The organism is Campylobacter showae (genome assembly GCF_004803815.1).
GTDB lineage: Bacteria > Campylobacterota > Campylobacteria > Campylobacterales > Campylobacteraceae > Campylobacter_A > Campylobacter_A showae.
Genome location: NZ_CP012544.1, coordinates 1,706,584 through 1,732,758 on the forward strand (window position 1 = coordinate 1,706,584; position 26,175 = coordinate 1,732,758).

The 26,175-nt window shown below is 46.9% G+C and carries 26 protein-coding genes; 14 read left to right on the forward strand and 12 right to left on the reverse strand.

All coding sequences use genetic code 11. The features are described 5' to 3' along the window. The first annotated feature begins 1 nt into the window (after position 1). The gene (locus CSHOW_RS08415; protein WP_002948795.1) at positions 2-1,189 is read left to right on the forward strand and encodes an AAA family ATPase; all 1,188 of its coding nucleotides are present in this window, start codon (positions 2-4) and stop codon (positions 1,187-1,189) included. Between the two features lie 1,233 nt (positions 1,190-2,422). Here CSHOW_RS08415 and CSHOW_RS08420 read toward each other — a convergent pair. Further along, positions 2,423-2,638: a helix-turn-helix domain-containing protein gene (locus CSHOW_RS08420; protein ID WP_002948796.1), complete on the reverse strand. Its 216-nt coding sequence runs from the start codon at positions 2,636-2,638 to the stop codon at positions 2,423-2,425. A 145-nt stretch (positions 2,639-2,783) separates the two neighbouring features. Here CSHOW_RS08420 and CSHOW_RS08425 point away from each other — a divergent pair, with 145 nt between their 5' ends. The 8 genes from CSHOW_RS08425 to CSHOW_RS08460 all read left to right on the forward strand — a co-directional run bounded on the left by CSHOW_RS08425 (position 2,784) and on the right by CSHOW_RS08460 (position 8,944). Next, on the forward strand, positions 2,784-3,026 hold the full coding sequence (locus CSHOW_RS08425; protein ID WP_002948900.1) for a hypothetical protein: 243 nt from the start codon (positions 2,784-2,786) through the stop codon (positions 3,024-3,026). Beyond that, the gene (locus CSHOW_RS08430; protein ID WP_002948899.1) at positions 3,023-3,328 is read left to right on the forward strand and encodes a hypothetical protein; all 306 of its coding nucleotides are present in this window, start codon (positions 3,023-3,025) and stop codon (positions 3,326-3,328) included. The genes CSHOW_RS08425 and CSHOW_RS08430 overlap by 4 nt, the downstream gene beginning before the upstream one ends. Beyond that, a complete protein-coding gene (locus tag CSHOW_RS08435) occupies positions 3,325-3,585 on the forward strand; it encodes a hypothetical protein (protein ID WP_002948898.1) in 261 nt (86 codons plus the stop codon). Before CSHOW_RS08430 ends, CSHOW_RS08435 begins: the two co-directional genes overlap by 4 nt. 699 nt (positions 3,586-4,284) lie before the next feature. Beyond that, positions 4,285-4,509 (forward strand): hypothetical protein, encoded by a 225-nt coding sequence (locus CSHOW_RS08440; protein WP_002949233.1) that lies wholly within the window; start codon positions 4,285-4,287, stop codon positions 4,507-4,509. Continuing rightward, a complete protein-coding gene (locus CSHOW_RS08445) occupies positions 4,503-4,769 on the forward strand; it encodes a type II toxin-antitoxin system RelE/ParE family toxin (protein WP_002949231.1) in 267 nt (88 codons plus the stop codon). Before CSHOW_RS08440 ends, CSHOW_RS08445 begins: the two co-directional genes overlap by 7 nt. Positions 4,770-5,391: 622 nt before the next feature. Further along, positions 5,392-6,597 (forward strand): multidrug effflux MFS transporter, encoded by a 1,206-nt coding sequence (locus tag CSHOW_RS08450; RefSeq protein WP_002949227.1) that lies wholly within the window; start codon positions 5,392-5,394, stop codon positions 6,595-6,597. A 127-nt stretch (positions 6,598-6,724) separates the two neighbouring features. Next, complete coding sequence (locus CSHOW_RS08455; protein WP_002949226.1) at positions 6,725-7,081, forward strand: diacylglycerol kinase; 357 nt, start codon at positions 6,725-6,727, stop codon at positions 7,079-7,081. A gap of 327 nt (positions 7,082-7,408) precedes the next feature. Then, the gene (locus CSHOW_RS08460) at positions 7,409-8,944 is read left to right on the forward strand and encodes a phosphoethanolamine transferase (protein WP_002949223.1); all 1,536 of its coding nucleotides are present in this window, start codon (positions 7,409-7,411) and stop codon (positions 8,942-8,944) included. Between the two features lie 690 nt (positions 8,945-9,634). Here the strand turns inward: CSHOW_RS08460 and CSHOW_RS08465 are convergent. Both CSHOW_RS08465 and CSHOW_RS08470 read right to left on the reverse strand, forming a co-directional pair. Then, positions 9,635-10,042 (reverse strand): pyridoxamine 5'-phosphate oxidase family protein, encoded by a 408-nt coding sequence (locus tag CSHOW_RS08465; protein WP_002949217.1) that lies wholly within the window; start codon positions 10,040-10,042, stop codon positions 9,635-9,637. A 10-nt stretch (positions 10,043-10,052) separates the two neighbouring features. Then, complete coding sequence (locus tag CSHOW_RS08470; RefSeq protein ID WP_002949214.1) at positions 10,053-10,430, reverse strand: hypothetical protein; 378 nt, start codon at positions 10,428-10,430, stop codon at positions 10,053-10,055. Between the two features lie 87 nt (positions 10,431-10,517). Between CSHOW_RS08470 and CSHOW_RS08475 the strand changes: the two genes are divergently transcribed. The 5 genes from CSHOW_RS08475 (at position 10,518) to gdhA (ending at position 14,943) form a co-directional block, all read left to right on the forward strand. After that, the gene (locus tag CSHOW_RS08475; protein ID WP_002949212.1) at positions 10,518-11,033 is read left to right on the forward strand and encodes a hypothetical protein; all 516 of its coding nucleotides are present in this window, start codon (positions 10,518-10,520) and stop codon (positions 11,031-11,033) included. 54 nt (positions 11,034-11,087) lie between these two features. Next, on the forward strand, positions 11,088-11,783 hold the full coding sequence (gene dut, locus CSHOW_RS08480) for a dUTPase (RefSeq protein WP_002949211.1): 696 nt from the start codon (positions 11,088-11,090) through the stop codon (positions 11,781-11,783). 331 nt (positions 11,784-12,114) lie between these two features. Next, positions 12,115-12,849: an EI24 domain-containing protein gene (locus CSHOW_RS08485; RefSeq protein WP_002949210.1), complete on the forward strand. Its 735-nt coding sequence runs from the start codon at positions 12,115-12,117 to the stop codon at positions 12,847-12,849. Positions 12,850-12,911: 62 nt separating this feature from the next. Then, positions 12,912-13,100 (forward strand): hypothetical protein, encoded by a 189-nt coding sequence (locus CSHOW_RS08490; protein WP_002949209.1) that lies wholly within the window; start codon positions 12,912-12,914, stop codon positions 13,098-13,100. Between the two features lie 484 nt (positions 13,101-13,584). Further along, positions 13,585-14,943, forward strand: a complete 1,359-nt coding sequence (gdhA, locus tag CSHOW_RS08495; RefSeq protein WP_002949206.1) for an NADP-specific glutamate dehydrogenase — start codon at positions 13,585-13,587, stop codon at positions 14,941-14,943. 441 nt (positions 14,944-15,384) lie between these two features. Here the strand turns inward: gdhA and CSHOW_RS08500 are convergent, their stop codons facing one another. The 9 genes from CSHOW_RS08500 to CSHOW_RS08545 form a co-directional block, all read right to left on the reverse strand. Beyond that, entirely contained in the window at positions 15,385-16,158 is a 774-nt protein-coding gene (locus CSHOW_RS08500) for an ABC transporter ATP-binding protein (protein ID WP_002949203.1), read from the reverse strand. Beyond that, on the reverse strand, positions 16,158-17,165 hold the full coding sequence (locus tag CSHOW_RS08505; RefSeq protein ID WP_002949202.1) for a FecCD family ABC transporter permease: 1,008 nt from the start codon (positions 17,163-17,165) through the stop codon (positions 16,158-16,160). Before CSHOW_RS08505 ends, CSHOW_RS08500 begins: the two co-directional genes overlap by 1 nt. A gap of 356 nt (positions 17,166-17,521) precedes the next feature. Beyond that, positions 17,522-19,003, reverse strand: coding sequence for a subtype B tannase (locus CSHOW_RS08510; protein ID WP_039895363.1), 1,482 nt, complete (start codon positions 19,001-19,003; stop codon positions 17,522-17,524). A gap of 52 nt (positions 19,004-19,055) precedes the next feature. Further along, a complete protein-coding gene (locus CSHOW_RS08515) occupies positions 19,056-20,075 on the reverse strand; it encodes an ABC transporter substrate-binding protein (protein WP_002949200.1) in 1,020 nt (339 codons plus the stop codon). A gap of 177 nt (positions 20,076-20,252) precedes the next feature. Further along, positions 20,253-22,511 carry a molybdopterin oxidoreductase family protein gene (locus CSHOW_RS08520; protein WP_236844697.1) on the reverse strand — a complete coding sequence of 753 codons (2,259 nt, stop codon included), beginning with the start codon at positions 22,509-22,511 and terminating at the stop codon, positions 20,253-20,255. Between the two features lie 591 nt (positions 22,512-23,102). After that, positions 23,103-23,519, reverse strand: coding sequence for an acyl-CoA thioesterase (locus CSHOW_RS08530; RefSeq protein ID WP_002949196.1), 417 nt, complete (start codon positions 23,517-23,519; stop codon positions 23,103-23,105). Positions 23,520-23,740: 221 nt separating this feature from the next. Further along, positions 23,741-25,570 (reverse strand): invasion protein CiaB, encoded by a 1,830-nt coding sequence (gene ciaB, locus CSHOW_RS08535; RefSeq protein WP_002949195.1) that lies wholly within the window; start codon positions 25,568-25,570, stop codon positions 23,741-23,743. A gap of 216 nt (positions 25,571-25,786) precedes the next feature. Continuing rightward, entirely contained in the window at positions 25,787-25,960 is a 174-nt protein-coding gene (locus CSHOW_RS08540) for a YgaP family membrane protein (protein WP_002949193.1), read from the reverse strand. Then, entirely contained in the window at positions 25,954-26,166 is a 213-nt protein-coding gene (locus CSHOW_RS08545; RefSeq protein ID WP_002949192.1) for a YgaP family membrane protein, read from the reverse strand. Before CSHOW_RS08545 ends, CSHOW_RS08540 begins: the two co-directional genes overlap by 7 nt. Positions 26,167-26,175 lie beyond the last annotated feature (9 nt).

Here is a 26,175-nt window from a genome sequence, read left to right on the forward strand (position 1 = left end):
AATGAACGGCGGATTATTAAATTTTTCAGACGACGATTTTATCAACGCACCCAAAGCGCTGCCGGTATATGAGAATACTCCGACAAAGCCGGATATGAGAAAAAGCGATGAGGTAAAAAAGAAAGGCAAAGTAAATCTAAATTTTAATTCCTTATCGGAATTTAGGATTTATCCCGATGAGATAGCGAACTTTAACCCCGTTTGGCTCATAGACGATTTTTTGATGGAGCAAAGTATAACGACGATATACGCTACCGGCGGAAGCGGTAAGAGCTTTTTGGCTCTAATTTTAGGCGTGTGGCTCTTAGACGCACAAAAGATAAACAGACTTATCTATTTAGACGGCGACAACGGCTACACCACGCTAAAACGCAGGCGTGTCGATGAAATACTAAAAACCTATTCAAAGATAGAATACTACCCGCTCTTTAAACAAAACAGCGAGGGGCAGTCGATAGACCGATACAGCGTATTAAGCGACCTAGCCGAGAACCTTGCACCAAATGAACTAAAAGGAACGCTAGTTATCATTGATAGCATAAGAGACTTCATCAAAGGCGACTTAGGAAGCGACAGCGTAGTAATGCCATACCTCAACAGCCTAAAGGCGTTTAGAGACAATGGGGCTACCGTAATATTTTTGCACCATCAACCCAAACAAAGTAAAAATCCCGACGAGAACAACGAAGCCTACAAGGGGGCGACAGCCTTTATCGATAGCGTAGATACTGCATATTTTCTATCCAACAAAACCAACGACCAGGACAAAAGCGAGGGCAAGCTGGCAGTAACACTAAAGCCCACCAAAGCAAGAAACGGGGCTGAACATAAAGCCTTTATTATAAACGGAGCTGATTTTAAACTAGTGCAGGCTGATTATTACAAATACGCTCTAACCGATAAAGAGAGATACACGCTTGAGCTTACTCTGCAAATCATCAAAGATAATCGTATAGGAATAATCCAAAGCGATCTGGCTAGAGAGATAAAAAGCCTAGCCAAAGCGCAAGCCGTAGAGGTATTGTCGAATAATGCCCTATGGGAGTTTCTAAAACGATATGACGAAAAAGAATACATCATCATCAAAGGAGCTAGAAACTCAAATATCTACAAGCTCATAGACGAGAACGACAATACGATAAACCCCATACCTTACAATGCTGTGAAAGCATACGAATTCAAAGAATAACCGATAAAGGGCTAGACCTGTAAAAAGGTGAAGCCCTGCCCTCATAAAAATAAATACATAAATACATAAATAAATTTATATCTATTTATATTTTTATATGTATTTATCTCCATATTTCAGTTTTTTAGTTTTTTTCAGTTTTTTTTAGTTTTTTAGCGAACTTAAAAAACTAAAACCCCTTGCTATTACGGGCTTTTCAAGGCTTTTTATTTCAGTTTTTTAAATTTTAGTCTTTTTTGTATTTTTATCATTTTTATCGGTTTATTTCAGTTTTTTAGGCAGAGTTTCGCATACGTTAAAAAACTAAAAAAAATAACGCTCTAAACCCCTAAAATACGTGCCTCTGAGTTTTTTAACCTTTTTAAAAAACTGAAAAAAACTGAGCTTTAAGAAAAAAACAAGATTAAGACCTCATCCCTACCTTTAAAGGCAAAAAACACGCCTCGATTTTCAAAGCGAGAATAAATCAAAATAAATCAGTCGGACAAAGAAAATTTAGCCCAGTCCAAATAATGCTCCGTAGTCAAACTCAAACGGCTTGATTTTGAATACTGAATAAAAAGACATACAAAAACATCAAAAAGAGTTAAAATCAAGCAGCGGGCTTTATTTTGCGTTTAAATAGGGTAAGGTTATTTTTGAGTAGAGCATACGCCTCCCTCCTCGAAGGGCGAAGGCGGCAACATGCACGATCAAAAGCTTTTTAGCCTAGCGCGTGCGCTTAATTTTCGGCTTACGTAACAATGCCCTTAAATGCGAGCTTTGTCCGTCTCCTTAAAAATAAGGCAACGAGCCGAGCCTCTAAAATCGTCATTCCACAAAAAAATGGAACGCATAACCAAAGCGATGAGGTAGATTTAATCTAGGTCATAGGCGCATTATGCCCTAAGTCAAATTTAGCCCATAGGCGCAAAGTAAAAGGGCGTTACCGACACCCCCCTGAGTTTAAAGGGGGTGGTATTCAACCCGCCCTTTTTGGATTTCACGAAAAAATGAAAACGGACTTATTCAAAAAATCCTGAAAAAAAAGGTTATCCGCAAAAAAGGGGAAACCCAACCGGCCGAATATTTGACCCGTTAAAGCTAGGCGTGAGAGGTTATCCACAAAAAAAGGGAAAACCTAAAAGCTGGGTGAGTTTAATTCATAGAGCTAGACGAGAGACAATCAAGCCTAAAAGCTAGGTATATTTAACATAGGTAGCTATCGGAGAGAGATTTAAAGCGGTGGGATTTTTAGGTGTCGGTATCAAGACTTTTAAACATTTCGCCTATTTTGTCGAAATTACCAGCCTTAATGTAGTTAATAAGCCAGCTCTCGACCCAATACGGTACATTTTGAGAACCGCCCCAATTATTAACCGAGCTTGGCAAAACTCCGACCAATTCGGCAAACTCTTTTTTAGAGAGCTTAGCGCGCTTAAGCAGGTTATTAAACTCTTTTTTATCCATAATGTAGCCTTTCATACTTATTTGATTATGCAATTATACCAAAAACTATTTAAATAAGTATCTAAAGACTTGACAAGATATTTATTTAATTGTATAATATGCCTTATTAATACTTAAATAAGTAACTTACCACAAAGGAGACCCAATGCAATTAACATTCGACATAGCCGACGAGCTAGACCTAACAAACGAGATACCAAGCGCGCTAAACGCTATTAGCACACTAGTTTATGCTTTGCCGTATCTGCAAAAAGGCGTAGGAACCAATGCCGCCGCAATGGCGAACGCGTCTTATTTCCTAAGCGTGGCGATCGACGACGTAGCCCAAGCCGTGCGAGATTACGCAGACAAGAAAATATCCGAACAAAAAGAGGAGGTAAAGAAATGACCATTTTAACTAATTCAGACAGACCGACGACCAAAGAGGGCTTTAACGCCCTTGTTAGGCAAAATAACGGCGGCAGCGATGAGGTAAGCGAGCAAATAATCTACAACGTGGGTTATCTGGTCTATTGCAGTAACATTTACGCGCTAAGACAGCTAAAAAGCTATCAGGATAAAATCCAAAATTTGCTAGCCGATAAGATGATACTAAAAAGCGAGAACGAAAGGCTACATAGCAGGATAAAAGAGCTAATCGAGATTAACGACGAACTCCAAGACGAGCTAAACGAAAAGGGCGAGCAATGAGTAATCTAAGCAGAGCAAGAGGCGATAAGGCGCGCGAAGCGTTTCAAGCAGAGGTAGCAAAGAGAGAGGCAAAGGGAATGTCAGACGCTTTATTTGAAACGGGCTTGCAAGCATACCGCCTCTTTAATTATTACGCCAAAGAGTGCGAAAAGCTAGAGGAGCGCGTAAAGTATCTTTGCGGGCAAATAGACGCCTTACAAGCCAAAGACGAGCCAAAAGGCCAATACGTTTGGCATAGCGATCTAAAAGGCGCTTAGGTTTATCAAAGGGGGCTATTTTTAACCCCCTTGAATAAGTCTATTTTATCCGCTCAAAATGCGCCGATGAAATGAACGCTAAAACGAACAGCCATAAGCAAAGCAAAGCGCGACAATATCAAGCCCAAGACGATACGACAGAAACAAAATGAACGCTAAAATGAACGCTAAGGCACAGTAATTTTATGGAGCTTAGGGCAGGACACCCCCGCCCTATTTGTCCGTAGCCCGTAAAGTAGTCAAGCCGTAGGGGCAGGCCAAATCTCTACGACCGAGACGGCGAAACATCGGTCGGGTGCATTTCATTTTTTGCGCGCCATATTTTTGATAAAAAAGATATGTTAAGCGATAGATCGGATTAGTGATAAACGGTAAGTCAAGCGACAAGATAAGTGAAACCCTAATCGTCGTTAAGGGCGAGATTAACCCGCGATAATGAAACCTAAAATTTAACGGCGAAAAATGAGCGCAGGGCGGACAAGTAAAGCCCGATTTCATCAAAGTAGCCCCAAACTAGGCGGAAAAATTGAGCGCGTTTTTGAGCGCAAAAAATGACCGCCTAGCCGATAAGTAAATATCGCTACCATCAGCACAAAACGGTTTAACGGCTACGGAAATGACCGCGATAATGACCGCTTTAACAAACCCTAAGCCCCGAGCGGTTAAAATAAGACCGGATTTTAAAACAAAGGCTAGGATATGCAAACTCTAACCATACGAACGGATAACGCCGATTTCATAGAAAAGGCGAGAGAGATATTAATCACGCTAGCCAAATTTGACGGCGTGAAGCTAAGCCTAAGCGATGAGGCTAAATATCAATCGCGCTTTAGCGAATATGAAGCCGACATTGAAGCGATCAGGCGCGGAGAGCTTGAAACCTATCCGCTAGAGGGAATACGCGACGAGATAGCCAAATGGTAATTAAGCGCACGGCTCGCTTTAACCGCGAGTTAAGGGCTGTATTTGACTTCATCGCAAAAGATAGCCCGAGCAGGGCGCGAGATTTTGTCGGTAAGCTACTGGACGCCGTGGAGCTTTTGGAGGATAATCCACGCCTAGGACGAGCGATAGCGGACGACAAAAGAGAGCTAATCGCCAAAGGTTATGTAATACCCTACTTGATCGACAAAGACGCCATTGAACTTTTAGGCATTTACAAAGCCAACGAGTGGCAAGCATGAAACATCAGCCAATTTTAAGACAACGAAGCTTAATTAAGCCTCGAGCCAAAAACCGCCACAAAAATACAAAATCTTAAGCAAAAAAGTTAATATTGAGATACTTTAAGCCCTCTAAACTTAAAAAATAAACCTCATCGCTTACAAAATCCCTAGAATACGGCATTACAGAAATAATAGTTTGAAAACTGGAATTTCCATAACCATTTTTCAGATTTCGTGAAACTTAGGAACATTGAGTTCATATTTTGACATTTTTATCCCAAATTTACCTATCAAACAGCGATGTATACGTGCTTTAATACACTTCTGCAAGTCACCTCTAACCACCATCCTCTATTTTTGCAATCTAAAGCATTTCAATAAAATCCAAAAACAACCAGCTCATCATCTTTTACTTTTAAATACTTCGCAGCAAATCTCGAATTTCTTAAATTGCTGCTCACTAAAGCGTTAAATTTAGCGAAATTTACTCGCGCGGACTTAAATTTGATCTCCAAATTTGATCCCGAGTTTTTTAGATAGATCAAATTTAATTTGGCGCCAATTTCTACCCAAACCGAGCTCAAAATTTAAGCTTATTTTTTATACAATCGCCCCTAAATCCAAAAAGCGGAAATTTAATATGAAATTTATCCCCAAAACCTTGCCTTTCGTAGAATTTATCGCTCTCATGGCGCTTCTAACCTCGCTTGGAGCTATGAGTACAGACGCGATGTTGCCGGCACTCATGCAAATGGGCCTGGATCTTGGCGTGACGCAGATAAACCAAACCCAGCTCGTCATATCCTCGATGTTTGCGGGATTTGCCGTCGGGCAGATATTTTACGGGCCGCTTAGCGACTTTATCGGGCGACGAAACGCCGTGCTGCTAGCACTTGCGATATTTACGGCTAGCTCCTTTATTTCGGTCGTAACGAGCGATTTTACCGCGCTTTTAGCGAGCAGATTTTTCCAGGGATTAGGCGCTGCGGGCCCTAGGATCATCGCGATGGCGCTTATCCGCGATCTTTACGGGGGGCGCGCGATGGCTCGCGTGATGAGTTTTATCGCGGCCGTCTTCATCATCGTGCCGGCACTCGCTCCCATTATCGGCGGCTTTATCTTTAAAATTTATAATTGGCGCAGCATATTTTTGATGCTTACTTTTATGGGACTTGCGTGCCTAGCGTGGTTTGGACTGCGTCAGAGCGAGACTCTGCCTGCGCAAAATCGCAATAAATTTAGCCTAAATTTGATAAAACGCGACGCCGCGCAGGTAGTGAAAAACAGGCGCACCGCAGGCTATACGATCGTTTTGGGGCTGATTTTTGGGATGTTTTTGAGCTATATCAGCACCGCTCAGCAGATTTTCGAGGTGAGTTACAAGCTGGGCGACGAGTTTCCTATCTATTTTGCTATAAACGCCCTAGCTCTAGGCGCCGCATCGATGATAAACGCAAAGCTCGTGATGATCTACGGCATGCGCTACCTTAGCATGCGCGCCATGGGAGCGTTTTGCGTTATCGCGGTCGCGTTTTTGCCAGTCGTCATCGCGTATGACGGAGTGCCGCCGCTGTGGGCTTTTATGGCGTTTTGCATGAGTAGCTTTTTTTGCGTGAGCATACTTTTTGGCAACCTAAACGCGATGGCGATGGAGCCCATGGGCAAGATCGCTGGCATGGCGGCCGCGCTGATCGGCTCGGCTTCGACCTTTATCTCGCTTCCTATCGGCGTCGCGATCGGGCAGATGTTTCGTGGCACGCTGACGCCTATGGTCGCGAGCTTTGCGCTTATCGGAGCGGCGGCGTTTGCGCTGCTTTATAGGACTTCAAGGATTTCCGAGGAGTAAATTTACGCAGGCCGGATTTTATCAAATTTGAGCGGTAAATTTGGCTACGCTTAAATAACCGCGCCGTCCGCAAAAGAGCCTTATAAAGCAAATTTACGCTATCATTGCGCAAATTTAAAGGCAAAATATGAAACCAAAATACGACTTTTTCAAAAACTCCAAATTTGCATTCGAGGGGCTTGCCGCGATGCTAAAAAACGAGGCGGCGTTTCGCTTTGAGCTTTGCGTTATCCTCCCACTCGCGCTAGTTTCGCTATTTTTACCAGTTTCTGCGGCACAGCACGCCCTACTGATCGCCGTTTTTGGCCTCGTTTTAGTCTGCGAGTGCCTAAATACCGCGATCGAAGCAGTAGTGGATCTCGTTTCGCCAGACTTTCATCCGCTAGCTAAAATCGCCAAAGACTGCGCCTCCGCCGCCGTTTGCCTCTCTATCTGCACGGCTGCGATAACTTGGGCGTGGGCTATTTTTTCGCTAATTTTTTAAGAGCGGAGTGAAATTTGACGGCAAAAACAGTAGTGACTTTGCGCTAGTCGGGTCTTAAATTTACGCCGAGTTTAACCGCCCACTTTAAAAAGCAGGCTACGCCGCCAAATCCCAAGAATCCGTCGTTTGGCTAGCCGGGCGCGTAAAATTTATAAAAATACGGCTAAATTTAACCGCAAAACCACGCAAACGCCGCCGTTTGCAAAACCGGTAAGAGAGCAAGCTGCGAAAATTTAACCCGTCTGGCACCAAAATCGCGCCGAATGATTAAAGCTTTAAGCTTTTTTTAGATAAAGTTTCGCTCTTATTATCAATATTAGGAAAGCTATGAAGCTACGTATTTCTTGGTTTAAATTTACGCTTTTAAACGCCGTTTTTATCGCCGCGCTAAATTTCGGGCTGTTTAATTTTATTTATTCAAGGCTTAGCTTTGAAGCTCATCCGCTAATGGCCGCAAGCCTGCCGATCATCTATTTTTCGCTGCTTTGCTCGCTCTTTTCACTCGTTTTTTTGCCCTATCTTGCTAAGCCCGTTAGTATCGCTGCGATCGCTATTACGTGCGCTAGCAGCTACTTCATGCAAAGCTACGGTATCATAATCGATAGCGAAATGATAAGAAACGTCGCGCAAACGGACGCGGGCGAGGTATTAAGCTTTTTAAATCCAAAACTCGTTTGCTATATGCTATTTTTGGGCGTTTTGCCCTGCCTTCTGGTCGCATTTGCGAGGATCGAGTACGGCGGCGCCAAGCGGCATATAAAGATCAAATTTTTAACGTTTATAGGCTTTTTTGCGCTAGCGGCGGGGTTATTTTTTTCGCAGACTAAGTCTATTATCCCGTTTTTTCGCGAAAATAGCTTCATCAGAGCCTACAACCTGCCGTTTTATCCGATTTACGCGACGCAAAAGTATATAAAAATGGAGTTTTTCAAGCCCGAATTTAAACAAATCGGCATGGACGCTACGATGAAGCCGAGCCGCGAGCGACGGCTGATGGTGCTGATTGTCGGCGAAACGGCGCGCGCGAAAAACTATTCGCTCGGCGGATACGCTAAAAACGACACGAATTTTTACACGAAAAAGGAGCCCAATTTGGTCTATTTCGGCGACGCTCGCTCGTGCGGAACTGCGACAGCCGTCTCGCTGCCGTGCTTGTTTTCAAAATCGACAAGGAGCGAATACAGCAGTAAAGAATTTAGCGAAAACGCGCTTGATATCCTAAAACGCGTGGGCGTCAAGGTCGTGTGGCTGGGCAACAACTCGGGCAAATGTAAGGGCGTTTGCGACCGCTTGGACGCGGGCGACGTCGAGTATTTTGACGCCGGATACGATACGAATATGCTGCCCTCCCTCAAAAAACGCCTCGAAAATCTCGCGCAAAACGAGATCATCGTCCTACATTTGCAAGGCTCGCACGGCCCAGCCTACTACGCCCGCTATCCGAGCGAATTTCGCAAATTTATCCCGACTTGCGACACGAGCGAGCTTAGCTCCTGCGATAGTGAAAGCATCGTAAATACCTACGACAACACGCTGCTTTTTACCGATTTTTTCATTGACGAGGTGATAAAGGCGGTCAAGGCTGCTGGCAGCGATAAAAGCGCGGTTTGGTACTTCTCCGATCACGGCGAGAGCCTGGGCGAAAACGGCATCTATCTACATGGCATGCCCTACGCCATCGCGCCCGAGACGCAAAAACGCATCCCGATGATGGCGTACGCAAGCGACGAAGCCACGCTAGCTCGCCTGCGCGCACAAAAAGACGACGCCGTCTCGCATGATAATGTTTTTAGCTCGTTGCTGGGGTTTTTTGGGGTAGAGACAAAGGAATATGATAAAAAACTTGATGTATTTGGCGAGTAAATTTTGCTTTTTGGCGGCTCGTCTCTTGCGCGCCTTTAAATGAGCTAGAAATTTCCTCCCTCGATGAACCACGTGTTCTATCTTCGGTCGAAAATTTCTTCGCAACATTTAAATTCATCGCAAGACACTTTGCCTTGATTCTTTACACTCAAATTTTGAGTCAAATTTGCAAATTTGAATGTAAATTTTACTCACCGAGACCCGCGCCTTTAAGATGCTAAATTTGGTTTTGATCAAATTTGGCGTTATAAATTAGAATTTTTGAGCGAATCAATCTTTCTTGTTAAAGGGGAAGGGGCTTGAATTACGCTCTGCTAGCAGTTGCGAGGCAAAGCCGAAGCAAAAGAGCTCCCTTTTTCTTTTTTTCGGGAGAGGAGGGGGGTTCTACTTACGAAGCGTCGCCCCTTCCTCTCCCAAGCCCTCTCTAACCCCACTGCACGTGAGAGGTTGCTGCACTACGTGCAGGTTAAATTTAACGCTATCGCGCCGCAAAATTTAAATTTAACATTTTCAAGGTGCGGGCCTGGGCAACTCAAATTTGAATAGAAAAAGTCAAGGCGAAGTATCGCGAGATGATTTTGAGAGTTGTGCAGAAATTTTAAGTCAAGGCTAGACAAATAGTCTGCCGCAGACTTAAAATTTCAAATCTCTCTCAAAAGCGCTCGCGAGACAAGCCGCAAATAGCAAAGATCAATCTCTTTGCCAGATCATTTTCCTCCCAAACCCCAACGCATTATGCGTAAATTTAACCCAGCCTAGGCTCAAAGCATAAAGGCTCGGGTTCATCGCCAAAGCATAAGGAAAGCGCGCGAAGTAGATTTTCATCTGCTGCGCGGTTGCGGGGGCGGCTAGGGCGCGAAACTGCACGCCCTCTATCTTGCCCACCACCTTCGTATCAAGCGCTACCGTGCCGGCTACGCCAGGCTCTGCTAAAAACGCCCTCACGTGAGCGCTCTGCTCTCCGCCAGCTACGATAAAAGCCAAATTTTCCTCGTCAAAAGCGTAAAAGCAGCTCGCGCAGTATGGTCTGCCATCATCTAAAACAGCAAGGCTAAGCAGGTGCATTTTGCGGATAAATTTTAAAATTTTCTCATCCATTTCGTCCGCCTTAAGCGCTAAAAATTTGAGTCAAATTTGCCGAAACCCAGCTAAAATTTAGCGCCAAAAAGCAAGCTAAAATCAGCCAAAAAACAAAGATAAAAAGCTCGATTTTGACAAATTTAGCTCCCGCTTTTTCGCGTTTAAATAAAGCCACCCCAAGCCCAGCCGCAAAGCCGCCGATAAAGCTAAAATAGTGCACTGCCGCGGGCTTAACGAAGCTTGGGAGTTTGCCCGCGAAAAATAGCGAAAATATCGTAAGCGAGATCAAATTTGCCAGTAAAAAATAAAACGCGACGACGGGAATTTGCGGGAAAAATCCGTGCAAAACAAAGCTCAAAACGGTCGCGCTAATGAGCAAAAATACGCGCGTTGCAAAACAGCACATTTTCATCCTTTTTTTGAGTGATTTTAGCGCAAGGGGTATTAAGAAAAAAGAAATTTAGCCGATATAAAGCCAAAAGGACGGCAAATTATGAAACTACAAAACTACCAAAGCGCGAGCCTAAACAGCTTTGATTTTAGCTTTAAAACCAGTAGCGGCGACGAAATAAATCTAAAAATGTACGATAACAAAACAGTAGACTACGCTAGCGCTAAAACAGCGGGCGCATCGGCATCTGCGCTCACTCTCACGCACGAGTACGGCTATAGCTTTTCGTATAAAGGCGACGGTCTGGACGCGCGCGATAAAGAGGAACTAGCAATCGCTCTAGAAAAAATAGTGCCCAGCATAGATAAATTTATGAAAAACGTCAAAGATGGCGAGGATCCGATATTTTCACGCGTGACAAATCTCGCAAACTCCCTTCGCAAGGAGCTTCCCGAGATAAAAGACGCAAATCATAAAAATTTTATCGCAGACGGCATGCTAAAGCTTTTTGATAGGCTGATGGAGCAAAACAAAGCGGATAACAGACTACTTCAAAACTCCAAAAAGCTCTTTGACGAGCTCATTTCTCAGCTGGATAGCTTTAAATTTTACGTTTAGTTCGCGGTTTAAAATTTTCGCTATAATTCATAAATTTTAAAAATAGGAAAATTTATGAACGCGAATGAAAAAATCACCCAAATGCTAAATCTCCAGCAGAGCCTAAACGACGATACTAACGGCATCGGCTGGGAAAACGGCGTCAACAAAAACGGCAAACTCATCAACTGGAAACGCTGCATATATATGGAGTGCGCCGAGCTCATAGATAGCTTTGCCTGGAAGCACTGGAAAAGCATAAACGCACCGACAAATGAAGAAAATCTGTGCGTCGAGGTCGTGGATATCTGGCACTTTTTGATGAGCTTGATGCTCGAGCAGTACAAGCTAAATAACCTCGGCGATATCGCAAAGCTCTCAAGCGACATCTGCGCTAGCAGCGGCTTTGATGCGTTTTGCCGCGAGCCGTTTAACGTCGCTGATGAAAACATCTACGAGATCATAAACGACGTCGAAATGCTCATAAACAAGTGCTCCGGCTTTGAGTATTCGCTCTTTGACCTGCTTAAAATTTACTTCTCGATGAGCCTAAAATGCGGCGTAAATCTTAGCTCGCTTTACGAGTGCTACGTAGGTAAAAACGTGCTAAATCGCTTCCGCCAAGATCACGGCTACAAAGAGGGTGCGTATAAAAAGGTCTGGAACGGCAAAGAAGATAACGCCGTGATGAACGAGATTCTAGCTCGCGGGCTAAAAAGCGTGGATGATATCTACGCCGCGCTAGAGGCCGAGTACAAGGCGGTAAAATAAAATTTGCGGCGCGGCTCGCTAAATTTGGCAAATTTAGCCAAAAGCTTAGCCGCAAAGTTTTTGCGATTTGGCTTGACGCGGTTTACGCGGACGGGTGTTTTAAATTTGAGCGCGGTTTGGCTCCGCTAACTAAAGCGCCGCCCTTTAATCGGTAAAATTTGCGCTGCTTGCAAGCTCTAGCATTGTTAGCCGCTTCGAGTAAAAATGGGTCAAATTTGAGTAAATTTAGCCAGGCTTGCCGACAAATTTAAAATCGTCAAATTTGACCCAAGCTGAGCCTAGGTGCCCTTTTGCCGCATGACGGCTGTAAATTTAAACAAATGGAGATTCGTTGTTCGCTGATATTTTACGCCTTTCGATAAAGGACCTTTTCACGCCCAAATTTATCGCGCTCTCTATCCTGCCGCTCGTTTTTTCCGCGCTTATTATCGCGGCTATTGCGATGTTTGGCGGACGTGAGCTGTACGAGGCGCTAAACGCGGCCGTATCTGGTGAGGCCGGCGCACTGGCCGAGTATCCGATGGCGGCTAAAATCCTTAGCCTAGGCATCGCAAAATGGCTCATCGGCGCGATATTTTACGCGGTCGGCGTATATCTAGTCGTTATGCTTTCGATTTTTTGCGCGCTAGCGGTTGCAGGCTTTCTCACTCCAGTGGTCGCCCGCGAGATAAACCGCAGGCACTACCGCGTGGACGAGGCGCAGCTAGCAAACGTCAGCCTAGCTCGCCAAACGGCTCTCATGGGTCAAATTTTGCTCAAATTTTTTCTGATCGCGCTCATTTGTTTGCCGATTTTAGCAGTGCCCGCGCTAAATTTCCTTGCCCTGCACCCCGCGTTTTTTTACCTTTATTATTCGCTACTTTTCATCGACGTTGCGCCAAACGCCCTCTCGCGGCACAAATTTGAGCTTTATTTGCTTGATTACGGCGGATATAAATTTAAAGCCGCCGCGCTGTGCTTTTACCTGCTTTGCTTGGTGCCTATTTTCGGGCTTTTCTTGCAGGTTTTTTTCGTTATTTATTTTTCGCATTTTTTCTTTTTACGCGAGACTTCGCGCTTGACGTAAATCATTTTAAATCAGTGAAAAACTAAATAAAATAAGCCGAAATTTTTAAAAAAGGAAAACAAATGAGAACTGAAAATATCGTAGTTTGCAACGTCTGCGGACAAAAAAGCACGGAAAACGAAAATGCCGTATTTATCCGCGCCCACAAAAACGGCGAAGAGGTCGACATCTGCACGGCATGCATCCCTAGCGTCATCCATGGCTCTGGCCTAGTCGTTCGCAGCAACGACGAAATCAAAGAGGATATGTAACCGATTTTAGCCCGCTTTGGGCTAAAATTTGATTTTTTACTATTTTAACCCGCCCAAATTTACTCCAGCATTTTCAAATTTACCGCTTTACGTAGATTGAAATACTCCTATAAAGTTAATCCGTATTTGCAACAAGCTCAAATTTAGCCAAAAAATAAATTTTACGAGAATAGCCGCAAATTTGCCCGCTAAATTTCAAATTTGACGAATTCTCGTCAAATACGCAAAAACTAAAACGGCAAAAACGCGCCGCCGCAAATTTAAATATCCTAAATTTAGCATAGTCCCGCCAAAGCCGACCAAAATTTCCGTCAAAAGCCCAAACAAAACTACAACAAATTTATCAAAAAGTTACGTTTGATAAATTTAGTTTCGATACGTAACACTTATCGCCTAAAATAAAAATATAAAAATAAATTTAAATAAAAATTTTTTCTAGGAGAGTTAATATTCAACTACAAAAATTTGACGAATAGGAGTGAAGATGAGCGAGTACATCGAAAAAACGATGGAGTGGATAAAAAGAACCAATCCGGGCCAAGGCGTGTTCGTGCAGGCTGCGACCGAGGTGCTAAACAGCCTCGAGCCACTTATAAAAAAAGAGAGCAAATACCAAAAACACGCTATCTTAGAGCGTATCGTGATACCTGAGCGCACGGTGATATTTCGCGTTACCTACACGGATGACGACGGCAGACCGCAGGTAAATAATGGCTACCGCGTGCAGTTTAACTCAGCCGTGGGCCCCTATAAAGGCGGCATCAGACTCCATCCTAGCGTGGATCTTGGCGTGCTAAAATTTTTAGGGTTTGAGCAAATTTTTAAAAACTCACTAACAGGCGTAAATATTGGCGGCGCAAAAGGCGGTAGCACCTTTGATCCAAAAGGCAAGAGCGAGGGCGAGATAATGCGCTTTTGCCAAGCGTTTATGACCGAGCTTTACCGCCACATCGGCAACACCGTAGACGTGCCCGCAGGCGACATCGGCGTGGGCGCGCGCGAGATCGGCTATATGTTTGGGCAGTATAAAAAGCTCACGGGCAGGTTTGACGGCATACTAACGGGCAAAGGCCTAAACTGGGGCGGCAGCCTAGCGCGCACGGAGGCGACCGGATACGGACTGGTTTATTTTACGCAAAATATGCTGCAAAAAGCGGGCCTTGGGCTAGAGGGCAAAAAGTGCAGCATAAGCGGTAGCGGAAACGTCGCCATCTACACAGTAGAAAAGCTCTATCAAGTAGGCGCGCTGCCTATCACGGTTTCTGATTCAAACGGATACGTTTACGACGCAGGGGGCATCGATCTAGCGGTGCTTAAAGAGCTAAAAGAAGTCAAACGCGCGCGCCTTAGCGAGTACGTCAAATTTAGACCAAATGCAAAATACGTAAGCGTAAGCGAATACAAAGAGGGCAGAAACGGCGTCTGGGACGTGCCGTGCGACGGTGCGTTTCCGTGCGCGACGCAAAACGAGCTTCACCTAGCCGACATAAAGACGCTCTACGCTAACGGCTGTCGCTTCGTGGCTGAGGGAGCAAATATGCCAAGCACGCTTGATGCGATAAATTTTATGCTAGCGCAAAAGGATTTTTACTTCGCTCCGGCAAAGGCGGCAAACGCGGGCGGCGTGGGCACGTCAGGCCTTGAGATGATGCAAAATGCCGGCATGACCGCGTGGAGCTTTGAAAAGGTCGATCATAGACTGCACGGCATAATGAATCATATCTTTGAGCTTAGTTACGAGACGAGCAAGGAGTTTGGCGACGAGGGAAATCTGGTGCTTGGCTCAAATATCGCGGGCTTTCGCAAGGTGGCCGATGCGATGATAGATCAGGGATATGTGTAAATTTGGCTTTGGGGCTCGTTTTTGTTGGGCTTAGAGTGTGGCGAGCGAGCCTTTTTTGCATGGTTTTGCTTCGCTGCGGCAGGTCTGTTTTACCGTCCCGAGTGCAAAATGCGGGAGAAAAATAAAAACCACCTAAATTCGCTAGCTTTAAATTTAACGCCGAATTTACAGGCGGTGCAAACCCGGAGCCGTCGAATTTACAGAGCCGAGCCGACTAAAACCAGCCAAGGCTCGGCCAAATTTTATAAGCCTCAAATTTAAGCCAAATTTGATGGCAAAATAGCCAAACGACGAGGCGAGCGGGAGCCGTCAAATTTAAGCCAGATAAGTACGCCTTACGCCTTAGTCGCATAAATTTATCCGCCCCGCCGCGTGCGCCCGTTGCTCATTCTTTTTGATTTTGCCTAGCGCAAATTTACGCCGCTTCTCGCGCGCCGCAACTCACAGCGGATGCGTCAGGCAGCACTTTCTAGCTACTTGCTCGATATACTCTACGCTCAAATTTAGCCCGTAAAGCTTGCTTAGATGCTCGCTTTCTATTATCTCGTCCACCGTGCCGAAAGCCACCTCGCCCCCGCCTTTAACTAACGCCACGTAGCCACCCAAAAGCACGGCAAAATCGGGATTGTGAGTCGTTAGCACGATGGTGTAGCCTTGCTCTTTTAGCTGCTTAACGGTGCGCAGGAATTTATACTGATTGCCAAAGTCCAGCGCCGAGGTCGGCTCGTCAAACACTATGATCTCGGGCTTTGCAGCCATCGCGCGCGCGATCGAACACATCTGCTTTTGCCCGCCACTCATCTGAGTGATAAATTTATCCTCAAGATGCGTGATTTCAAGCTTTGCGGTAAATTCCTTCGCTATCGCCGTATCCTCCTCGCTAGGCCGCGCGAAGATACCCAGATGCGCCGCTCGCCCCATCGTGATAAACTCAAGCCCCGTGTAGTCGTACTCGCAGATCTCGCTCTGGGCGACGTAGGCCATGATTTTGGCGCGCTCTTTGTTGCTAAGCTGGGCGCTATTTTTACCGCCCAGCCAAACTTCGCCCGAGTGCGGCGCCTGCGTGCCGCTGATTAGGCTTAGCATGGTCGATTTGCCCGCGCCGTTTCGACCCAGTATCGTTAGTATCTCGCCTTTGCCGACGCGTAAATTTACGTTTTCTAGCCTACCCGCGCCGTTTGGGTAGGCGAAATTTAGATTTTTAACCTCAAGCATCACGCGACCTTTTTGTTTCGCCAGAGTACCCAGACGAAAAATATCGTGCCGATAAAGCCCGTAAGTACGCCCAGAGGCACCTCGCTCACGCTGATCGTGCGCGCTAGAGTGTCTACAAATAGCAAAAATATAGCGCCCATAAATATACTAGCAGGCAGGCTGCGGGCGTTGTTCGCGCCAACTAGCATGCGCGCCAGGTGGGGCATCAGTAGCCCTACCCACGCCACGATACCGCTCACGCACACGCTGCATGCCGTTAGCAGCGTCGCGCAAACGATGATGACGCCGCGCTCGAGCGTTACGTTTACGCCTAGTCTAGCCGCACTCTCGTCGCCTAGAGATAGCAGGTTTATCCTCCAGCTCATAGCCACGAGTAGCACCGCGCAGGCTATCATCACGGGGGCGATAAATTTAAGATTGCCGGCGTCGATCTTGGCTAGACTGCCTAGCTGCCAGTAAACGATGTCGGGCAGCTTGGTCTCGGGGTCGGCGACGTATTTTAAAAAGCCGATAACAGAAGCCATCAGACCGCTAACGATGATACCCGAGAGCACCAACATCAGCGTGCTAGAGCGCCCCATCAGACGCGGTATGGATAGCGTCATGCCCACGGCTGCGAGCCCGCTAACAAAGGCTAACGCCTGCACCCAAAAAAGCGATAAATCAAACATGATCGCAACTGCGGCTCCCACGCAAGCGCCCGCCGAAACGCCCAGCAGATCGGGGCTAACTAGTTGGTTGCGAAAGACGCCCTGATACGCCGCTCCGCTAATGCTAAGCGCGGCTCCGACGAGGATAGCTGCGATGATGCGCGGTATGCGGATGTTTTCGACGACGTTTTGGATATTTGCCGCGGCGTCCGTCGGTACTCCAAAAAAGCCGCCGATCACGCTAAGCACGTCGCCCGGCGCCACGTAAAACCTGCCGACTCCAAGCGCGACTACGCCGCAAATTACGGTCAGCACGGCTAGCAAAATCAGCGTAAATTTAAAACTAATATTTTTCATCTTTCTCCTAAAATAAAATCTACGTCCGCGGCAGCGCCGCGTGAAAAATCGCTCGAAAAAGGGCTAAATTTTCCTTGTTGCTAATTTGGCGAGCGAAGTTTTTGTTTCTTAGTTTGCGATCGCCACGCAAAGCAGCGAGCGAAAAGGCGGTTTTGTTTGCGGCCTAGATAATACGCACCAAGCGCCGAATTTAAGGTGTTTGGGTCAAATTTACCCGCTGCTTTTACTTTTACGATTTAGTCGCTAGCGTCAAATTTAAGCCAAGCAACGCGTTACCGCGCTATCAAATTTAATTTTGTAAATTTCAGCCACTCATGTCAAATTTGAGCGCAAGCTTCAGCTGCGCCAAATTTCGGCTATTTTACGACGCGATCTACCCATCTAAAAAGCTCGTCCAGATCGTAGTCGCCACCGTGACCTTGCCCCCAAGGCACCGCAAAATCAACCGCTTTGCCCGCATTTTGTAGCCCCAGCGTCAAGATAAGCGGCACCGCTAAAGCCGTATCGGAGTCGGCCGCGCCGTGTCTGATACGGTAAAATTTGGCCGCGTTTTTATTACCCAGATAGCTCATCGCGTTTACCATTTTTATGATTTTAGCGTCTGCACTCTCGCCCGTGCCGCGTTTTGCGCTAAATTCGGTAAAGTGCTTCGCCGCCGCGTCCGCATCGCCGAAAAAGTCGTTTTCGGGATTTTGTAGCTCTAGTCCGTCAAATGCGGGCGCAGCCTTAGCTCGCGGCATAGATAGAACAAAGTCTTCAAATTTAAAATCATAGCCGAGCGTGCAGCCCTGCGTTTCAAGCGTGAAAAACTCGGGCTTTAGCAGGCTTTTCTCCCGACTTTTCGCAGCCGCGAAAGAGTCTGCTAGCATCTTTTTGACGTACTCTTTAAAGCTTCCCTCGCCGCTAGGCTCAAGCATGAGCGCGCGGCCTTTGGCGTCCTTTAAATTTAGGGAATTTACGTAGGCGGGGAAGGCCGATTTTAGCGCTGCGGAGAGCTCTTTTTGCTCTGCGTTTAGTTCGCCTGAGACGGTTTTTGGCTTGCCGCTTCGGTCGTTAAACCCAGCCGCATCAAACGCGCTAAAGTCCATTTTCTCGTATTTCGTCTGAGCGCCAAACATCCACTCGTAGGCTGCGTCGGCGTTTTCTAGGTTCGTAACCGGGCAGTAGGCGGAGACGGCGTAGATCTCGTCGCTAGCCTTTGCGGCTCCGAGTGCTGCCAGATACGGCTCAAACTCGCTCGCGTCCGCCGAGACGCCAAGCAGCGCCGACATCGCTCCGCCCGCGCTCGTGCCGTTTGATATGATTTTGTTCGCGTCGCCGGCCATCGCGGCGTCGTTAAATTTGAGATACCGCACGGCGGCCTTTAGATCGACGATGGCGGCGGGCGCTTTGCCGCTAAATTTACCGTTTGCGTCCTTGAGCGTCCTGCCTCTAGCTCCAGGCGCTGCGACTACGTAACCGCGCTCAAGAGCCGCTAGCACCGCGTTTGGCTTACCGTTTTTATCAAGCGCCGGCGTAAAAGGCTTGCCCGGCATATACCCACCGATAGAGTTTGGCAAAAAGATCGGAGCGCTTGCCGCGTCAAATTTTCCTGTCTCGCTTTTGCTGCCTTCAAAATACCGCGACGGAACGTAAAAATTTAACCTCTGATACTCGCTATCCACGGGATTTGCTACGTAAACTATCCCCTCGTAGGCTCTAAATTTGACCTCTTTTTCGCCCGCTTTTATAGAGCGAGTTTCAAATTTATCGGGGTTAAATTTCAGATCCGCCGCCTGCGCGCTAAACGCCGCGCAAAGGCAAGCCGCCGCACTTAATGTAAGCGTCCTTTTTTTCATCTTTGCTTCCTTTTGATTTTGCCCGTTTACCGGCAAAATCGCTCAAATTTGATTATTTGCTACCGTCCGGATTTAGTCCTTTTAGGATGTAGTCAAACTCCGCGTCGCTAAGGTTATAGTTCATAAATTTCTTATAAAACGCCTTAGTTTTGGCTTTTACGTCGACGTCTTTAAAGAGCTCTGGCTGGATGGTCTTAGCCGCCCATAAAATTTGCAGCGCAGACTCCGCGCCGTATCTATCCCAGCTAAACACGCCTTTTGGGTTGCCGTAGACTTTTTTGTTTTTGACCGCTTTTAGCCCTGCAAATACGGGATCAGCGTAAATTTTCTCAACCGCTTTTTGATTGTCCGCGCCGCCTACGATGATGATATCAGGGTCTGCCGCCACGATCTCTTCGGCCGTGATTTCTATCATGCTGCCCTCTTTTTGCACCGCGTTTTTACCGCCTGCGTATCTCACCCACGTGTCGATGATTGTTTTAGTGCCGTCGATTTTTAGCAGATTCGCGCCGCCTACGATGTGTAGCACTTTAGGGCGCGCGGCGTCCTTTAGCTTGTTCGTGCGCTCGGTAACTAGCGCGATATTGGCATCTAGATTTTCGTTTAGCTCTTTTGCTTTGCTAGCCGCGTCGCCGCCGATGATCTGGGCCGTTAGCAGCACGCTTTTTTTCATATCGTCGTAGTCGCGAAATATCAAATTCGCCGCGCTAAAGCCGTTTTTAGTAAGATTTTCTTGGAAGTTTTTATTTGACACGACGACTACGTCCGGGGCTAGTTTAACGAGCTCCTCGATCTGGATATCGTTGCCGTTTAGCGCGGCCGGCACCTCTGCTATGCGAGGGTAAATCGCGGCAAACCACTTATTTTTCTTGATGAGATCGGTCGTAGTTACGATCTTATCCGCGCCGCCCAGCACCAAAATCACTTGGTTGTTTGCGTGCCAGAGCGCGGCTATCTTTTGCGTTTTGGCCGGGATTTTGACCTCGTTGCCGGTCATATCGGTGATAGTTTTGACCTCGGCTCCTAGCGCGACGATAGCGCTTAAAAGCAACGTCGTGAGAAATTTTTTCATCTTTTGCTCCTTGTGAAATGTAAATTTATAATATTACAAAATTGCATATTAAAATTTGTGGAATATTACAGAAAAGCATATTAAAATAAGATATATTTTTAAATTTTAAGAAAGGAGCTAAATTTGAAAGGCAAATTTAAAAAGCCCCGCCCGCGGTTTAGCAAGCGGGGCCAAAAATCACTCGTGGTGATAGTCGTCGTAGATGACCTTGTTGGTTTGGAATTTGATGCGTTTTAGCTCGCGAATACGCAAAAACTCCTCCTCCTCTATCCTTTGGATCTGGATGGCAGCCTTAAAGGTCGGGGTCTTACTGATGAAGTCCCAGCCGTTGCTCGTTAGCTCGTTGCAGCAGCTCTCCCAGTAGTGATAGGTCATCTGGATGACGCCGTCCGGGACGATACCAGTGACGTCTGCTTTGATGACTATGTAGCCGTATCTACTCCACGCTTTGATGAAGTCTCCTTGCTTTATACCGTAGCGCTGGGCCAGCGCAGGGTTCATCTCTGCGATCGGTCCGATGCTGTCGCCGCCCTCTTCGATAGCTTTTGAGCGTCTAGTCATGACTCCGCCGGCGTACTGATAGACTTTACGCGTAGTTAGTAGCTGTATCGGGTACTCGGCGTCGGTCGGCTCATCCACGCTACCGGCCATCACTTCGTATTCGGGCGGTAAATTTACGCGTTTAGCAAACTCGGCTTTAGCAGGCTCGATATCCGCTACGCTCTTTACGTGCAAGCAAGGGATAAATTTACCTTTGCCGTCAGGCGTAAAGAATTTTTTATCTAGATATAGGCTCTGTCCGCCCATGCTATTTTCATCCGGGCACGGCCAGTGTAATCCATGATACTTTTTGATGCGGTAGTAGCTCATGCCGCCGTATCTTCTAGGGTCGCACTTACGGACCTCTTCCCAAATTTCTTCGGGCGAGTTAAAGTTAAACCCTTCCGTCGCTCCGAGCCTTCGCGCGATCTCGCAGATGATCCACCAATCTTGTCTGGCGTCTCCCGGAGGCGTGATGACGTGCTCGTTGTGCTGTACGCGGCGCTCTGCGTTGGCATAGAGGCCTTCTTTTTCGCTACTTGCCACGCCGGGTAGCACGACGTCGGCTTTACGCGACGTTTCGGTTAAAAATATATCCTGAACCACGTACATATCTACTTTAGAGATCGCTTTTAGGAAGTGGTTGGTGTTTGGATCGGTCATAACCGGGTTTTCGCCCATCGTCCAGAAAAAGTGCACTCTACCGTCAAGGATGGCGTTTGGCACTTCGGTTTTATGGATGCCGATTTTACCGTTTAGGAAGCCTGGCTCTAGATGCCAAACCTGCTCAAACCACTCGCGCTGTTTAGGATCAGTTACCGAGCCTAAATTTGGAAAAATATTCGGCAACACGCCCATATCGCAGCAGCCTTGGACGTTTTCTTGACCGCGTATCGGCAAGTCGCCGCTTCCTAGCTCGCAGATATTTCCCGTTAAAAGGAATAAATTTGAGATATCGCAAACCGCGCCCACGCCGTGGTTAAAGTGCGTAACGCCCATACCGTGCGTGATGACGGCAGGTCTGATAGTCGCGTACATGCGGGCCGCTTTTCTCACGTCCTCGGGATTTAGGTTGGTGTAGCTAGCGATAGCTTCAGGCGAATAGTCCTTAACCGCTTCGCGTACGTATTCCACGCCTTTGGTGCATTCGTTTACGAAGTCCCAGTTAACCAAATTTTCCTCAAAAATAACGTAAATCAGCGAGTTTATAACCGCAATGTTATGCTCGGGCGCTAGCTGTAAATGCACATCCGCTCGGCTGGCAAATTCCGTTTTTATCGGGTCTACCACGATGAGCTTAGCGCCGCGGTTTAGCGCGCGCTGTATGTGCATCGCCGCGATCGGGTGGCCGTTTTCGGGGTTTGAGCCGATCATCAAGATACAATTACTATAAGGTCCAATCTCCGTGAAGCTGTTTGTCGCCGCTCCGTTACCGATTGTTTTGGCAAGACCTGCCACAGTCGGAGCGTGTCAAATTCTAGCGCAGTGATCGACGTTATTCGTACCGATTACGGCGCGCATTATCTTTTGCGCGACGTAGTTGTCCTCTAACGTACAGCGAGCCGAGTAGTTGCCTACTAGCGCGTCGGGGCCGTATTTTTCCTTTACTTCTTTCATCTTTGAGACGACTAGATCGAGCGCTTCGTCCCAGCTAGCCTCTTCAAAATCTCCGTCCTTGCTAAATACGCCGTCTTTTTTGCGAATTAGCGGTTTTGTTAGTCTGTCGGGCGCCCCCACGTAGTCCCAGCCGTAAAAGCCCTTTAAGCACAGATTGCCCTGATTTACGGGGTTATCCTGCACTCCAAGCGCGCTTCTTATCACGTTGTTTTCGACGTGAAGCTCGACCTGACAGCCCGTGCCGCAATACGGGCATATGACTTTACCGGTCTTTGCCATTTTTTCTCCTTTTCCGATGTGCAAAATTTGCACATTTATTAGATATGAAATATTCGCATATTTGTCCTTAAAAGATAATAAATTCTCTTAATGTCGTAAATCAGTTTCTAAATTTAAGATTTAATTTATATTTTATATCTGTAAACAAAGCCGAAATAGCCGCAGAATCGTACCTTCTGGCGTATCATTTTAGTTACTTATAAAGGCGTATTGAGAGATTTTATTAAGATTAGAATTAGTTATTGTATTAATGTAACTTAAAATTCTACTTCCATGCTTAATCAAATTTGATCCGTTTGTGAGGCGTCAAACGAGCATAGTGCGGTTAAATTTGTAAGCTTAAATTTGATAGCGCGAGAGTTTTGGCGTTAAATTTATTTTGAATTATTTTGGAGTGCGGTAAATTTAGTGTGGGTTTTGGCGAGCCAAATTTGACCGCCGACTCGGCAAAACAAAATTTTATTTCGCGAGCAAGCCGCGTAAATTTAGTCAAATTTGACTCGTTTGCTAGCCGTCCGCAAAACCGAGTCAAATTTGACGCATTAAAGAGCCTAGCGAGCCAGCTTACTCCAAGCCCTTAAGCCGAGCGGATCAAAACCCGTGCGCCTTTTTTAGCTCCAGATCGATCGGTTTTTTCGCGCCGTCTTTTGTCACGCTCACGTAGGTCGCGATCGCGGATGTCACGTGTATGCACTCGCGAAAGCCCGCCGTATTTAGCCGCTGCGCCGTAACTTCGATCTTGGTTTTGATCGAAGTGTTGCCCACTTCCGTTATCTTGGCGTAGCAGCTCACGACGTCGCCGACGAAAACGGGCTGTTTAAATATAATCTCTTGCATTGAGATCGTCACGACGCGCTCGGGAGCCACTTCGCGCGCAGCCTGAGCGCCCGCAAGGTCGATCTGGCTTAGTATCCAGCCGCCAAAAATGTTTCCCGCAGAGTTGGTGTCTTTTGGCAAGGCGACTTGCTTCATGCGCGGCTCGCCCATGCCTTCTAAAGTTTTTTCCATTTTTATCCTTTCTATTTTTATTTAATTTTGCAAATTTAGCGACAATCCGCCGCATTTGGCTTATTTTGCGTCAAGCTGGGGTTAAATTTGACTCGAAAAACCCGCGTCTTTATAACCCAAATTTAGCGCCCAAAAGGTACGGGTCTCGGCCGCTCAAAAAGGCAAATTTACAGCCCAATCAGCCGCGAGCTAATGTCAAATTTGACGCTAAGGGGGCGACCCTATTTCTTTCCCGCTTGCCACTTTTCCCATTCGCCGCTCTCGTCAAGCTCGTTTCCGATAGCCTTGTAGCGGGCGTAGTAATGCTCTACAAAGGCCCTTGCCTGCGCGTGTTTAGGCAGGTAGCTTTTGCCCTCTTTGTCGCAAAATCTCGCCAAAAACTCGCCCGCAGGAGCGCGCCTTGCGTAGTGAAGCGCCAAATTTTTGTAGTTTGCGAGGCAGATTTCTTTAAATTTAGCGTAATGCTCGCGGTCAAATTTGACGACCAAAGCGCCGTCCTCAAAGCTAAGCACACCAGAGTCAAACAGCAAGCTCAGGTGTATGAGCCCCTCGCAGTAGTACGCGCGCACCTCATCGACCTCGCGCCACGCGATGAGTCCGACCGCGCGGGCGATCAGCTCGTGAAACACGCTCATCTCATAGCTCGCGTCGCTGCCGATAAAGAAATTTATCAGCCCGCCCGTAGTCGCCTTGTACTCCTCGATAAATTTAAACTCGCCGTCCGCGTTCATCGTCTTTTCCGTGTCGGTGCCGACGAAAAGTATATGTCCAAACTCGTGGCCGATCGTGGAGATTTCGTAGGTTTTCTTCCAAATTTGCGGCTTTTTAAACAAAATTTCGCGTCCGTAATCCAAAAACTCACGCGAAAAAATCTCCCCGCTAAGCTTCATAAACGGCCGTGCCTTGGCGCTCTCGTAAACGTGCTCGACGAAGGCGAATATCTTTTTGCCCCGCTCCTTGCTCACGGTCTCGTCGTTTGGCACGACCTGCGCGGAGAAAAGTCCGTTTAGCTCGGCTCCGTAGTAGATCATCGGCACGCTGATGTAGGTTTGCGTTCTAGCGACGTTTTGCGTGACTTGGCGCGCGAGCTGGGCGTCCTTGATACCGCACTGCTCGCAAATTTGCTCGTAGGCGCGGATGACGCTAGCTTTAAATTTCGCCTCGTCAAAGTCGCTCGCACCCGCTAGCCTCACGTCCCACTCGAGCGCGACGGCATGCGTGTAGGCATCCTCGTAGTACTCGAGCGGATGGCCGGGCTGCAGCGGGCCCTTTACCTCCATCCATGCGCGCTCGGCGTCCTGCCACGCGGGGATCGCTTTGTCATTTTCTCGCTCGCAAAACGCCGCCTTTAGCTTTTCAAAGTACGTTACGTAGGCTCTTTGCTCGTCGTTTGCGGCTAGCGATTTTAGATTTTTGATTAGCTCCTCTAGCGCGTCTGCCACGCGTTTTACTTCTTTTTCAAAAGCCGCTGCATACGGCGCAAAGGAGTATTTTTCACCGTTTTTCATAACTGCGCCGTAGCTTCGCTCGCCCTTTTGCCCGCCGTCCGTTTGATATAGGCGGTTTTCGTCGATAAATTTGATCGCCTCTGCCATGCTTGCAAATTTAGCTTCGAATTCTTTATTCGTCGTTTGCAGGATTTGCCTATCCCACGCGCTTTGCCACGCGTTCATCGCTAGTCCCGCGCCGTGCATGCCGCTAAGTAGCGCCGAGTAGAAATCGTCTAAAATTTTCTCCTCTTTTACCCGCGCCAACAGCTTTTCGAAGCGCGCCTCGTAAAACTCGCGCACGAGCTCAAAAGCTTCATCTTTTATGCGCCCTATCTCGGCTTCCTCGCGCCTTTGTTTTTTTAGCTCGTTTTCTAGCGGCTCAACCTTTAGATCGACTATGCGGCGCAAAACTGCGACTTTTTCGCTCTTTTGCCCCTTAAAACCCGCGATTTTTAGCATATTTTGCACGACATCGCTAGGATTATCCAGCTGCCTATACATCGCGTTTAGCTCATCTTTACCGGCCGCTACTAGCTCGTTTAATCTTTTAAAATCGTTCACGTTTATCCTTTTAAAAATTTGGCGTATTTTAGCTTAAATTTGATGCATATCGCGTTAAAAATGAGTAAGCGGGAGTTAAATTTGAAAGTTCGGACGGCTAAATTTGCGCCGTAAAGAGATTGGTTTATAAAGCTCAAATTTGCATTTATATAAAAACGGGGCACGGGGTAAAATTTGGAGGTCAAATTTAACCCGCGCGAGTAAATTCGGCTAAATTTAGCGCTTTAGCGAACAGCGGTTTAAAAAGTAGCAAGCCGGGCAAAATCCCGTAACGCCCACGACAAACGGCACGAGCCCGACCAGCCCCCACCAGCTGTCAAACACCGCTCCAGCGATCATTATCGCTAGCCCGATCAGCGCTCTTATTATCCTAGTTTTTTTACTTAGCATTGCGTTTTCCTTTCTTTGTTTTTGCATTTTTTACACGTATTTATACCAAAAAATTTATAAAGAGGACAATAACCGTAAACAGCCGTCAGTAGCGGCACGAGTCCGACCAGCCACAGCCAGCACTCGCAGACGAACCCAAATGCGTATATCCAAACCGCAGCGATTACTAGGCGGATAGTTTTATCTAAAATCCCGACGTTTTGCATTTTCTCTCC

Excerpts from the sequence above, each read along its gene's own strand:
- CSHOW_RS08415 (WP_002948795.1), top strand. The coding sequence starts at position 2 with ATGAACGGCGGATTATTAAATTTTTCAGACGACGATTTTATCAACGCA.
- CSHOW_RS08420 (WP_002948796.1), bottom strand. The coding sequence starts at position 2,638 with ATGGATAAAAAAGAGTTTAATAACCTGCTTAAGCGCGCTAAGCTCTCT.
- CSHOW_RS08425 (WP_002948900.1), top strand. The coding sequence starts at position 2,784 with ATGCAATTAACATTCGACATAGCCGACGAGCTAGACCTAACAAACGAG.
- CSHOW_RS08430 (WP_002948899.1), top strand. The coding sequence starts at position 3,023 with ATGACCATTTTAACTAATTCAGACAGACCGACGACCAAAGAGGGCTTT.
- CSHOW_RS08435 (WP_002948898.1), top strand. The coding sequence starts at position 3,325 with ATGAGTAATCTAAGCAGAGCAAGAGGCGATAAGGCGCGCGAAGCGTTT.
- CSHOW_RS08440 (WP_002949233.1), top strand. The coding sequence starts at position 4,285 with ATGCAAACTCTAACCATACGAACGGATAACGCCGATTTCATAGAAAAG.
- CSHOW_RS08445 (WP_002949231.1), top strand. The coding sequence starts at position 4,503 with ATGGTAATTAAGCGCACGGCTCGCTTTAACCGCGAGTTAAGGGCTGTA.
- CSHOW_RS08450 (WP_002949227.1), top strand. The coding sequence starts at position 5,392 with ATGAAATTTATCCCCAAAACCTTGCCTTTCGTAGAATTTATCGCTCTC.
- CSHOW_RS08455 (WP_002949226.1), top strand. The coding sequence starts at position 6,725 with ATGAAACCAAAATACGACTTTTTCAAAAACTCCAAATTTGCATTCGAG.
- CSHOW_RS08460 (WP_002949223.1), top strand. The coding sequence starts at position 7,409 with ATGAAGCTACGTATTTCTTGGTTTAAATTTACGCTTTTAAACGCCGTT.
- CSHOW_RS08465 (WP_002949217.1), bottom strand. The coding sequence starts at position 10,042 with ATGGATGAGAAAATTTTAAAATTTATCCGCAAAATGCACCTGCTTAGC.
- CSHOW_RS08470 (WP_002949214.1), bottom strand. The coding sequence starts at position 10,430 with ATGTGCTGTTTTGCAACGCGCGTATTTTTGCTCATTAGCGCGACCGTT.
- CSHOW_RS08475 (WP_002949212.1), top strand. The coding sequence starts at position 10,518 with ATGAAACTACAAAACTACCAAAGCGCGAGCCTAAACAGCTTTGATTTT.
- dut (WP_002949211.1), top strand. The coding sequence starts at position 11,088 with ATGAACGCGAATGAAAAAATCACCCAAATGCTAAATCTCCAGCAGAGC.
- CSHOW_RS08490 (WP_002949209.1), top strand. The coding sequence starts at position 12,912 with ATGAGAACTGAAAATATCGTAGTTTGCAACGTCTGCGGACAAAAAAGC.
- gdhA (WP_002949206.1), top strand. The coding sequence starts at position 13,585 with ATGAGCGAGTACATCGAAAAAACGATGGAGTGGATAAAAAGAACCAAT.
- CSHOW_RS08500 (WP_002949203.1), bottom strand. The coding sequence starts at position 16,158 with ATGCTTGAGGTTAAAAATCTAAATTTCGCCTACCCAAACGGCGCGGGT.
- CSHOW_RS08505 (WP_002949202.1), bottom strand. The coding sequence starts at position 17,165 with ATGAAAAATATTAGTTTTAAATTTACGCTGATTTTGCTAGCCGTGCTG.
- CSHOW_RS08510 (WP_039895363.1), bottom strand. The coding sequence starts at position 19,003 with ATGAAAAAAAGGACGCTTACATTAAGTGCGGCGGCTTGCCTTTGCGCG.
- CSHOW_RS08515 (WP_002949200.1), bottom strand. The coding sequence starts at position 20,075 with ATGAAAAAATTTCTCACGACGTTGCTTTTAAGCGCTATCGTCGCGCTA.
- CSHOW_RS08530 (WP_002949196.1), bottom strand. The coding sequence starts at position 23,519 with ATGGAAAAAACTTTAGAAGGCATGGGCGAGCCGCGCATGAAGCAAGTC.
- CSHOW_RS08540 (WP_002949193.1), bottom strand. The coding sequence starts at position 25,960 with ATGCTAAGTAAAAAAACTAGGATAATAAGAGCGCTGATCGGGCTAGCG.
- CSHOW_RS08545 (WP_002949192.1), bottom strand. The coding sequence starts at position 26,166 with ATGCAAAACGTCGGGATTTTAGATAAAACTATCCGCCTAGTAATCGCT.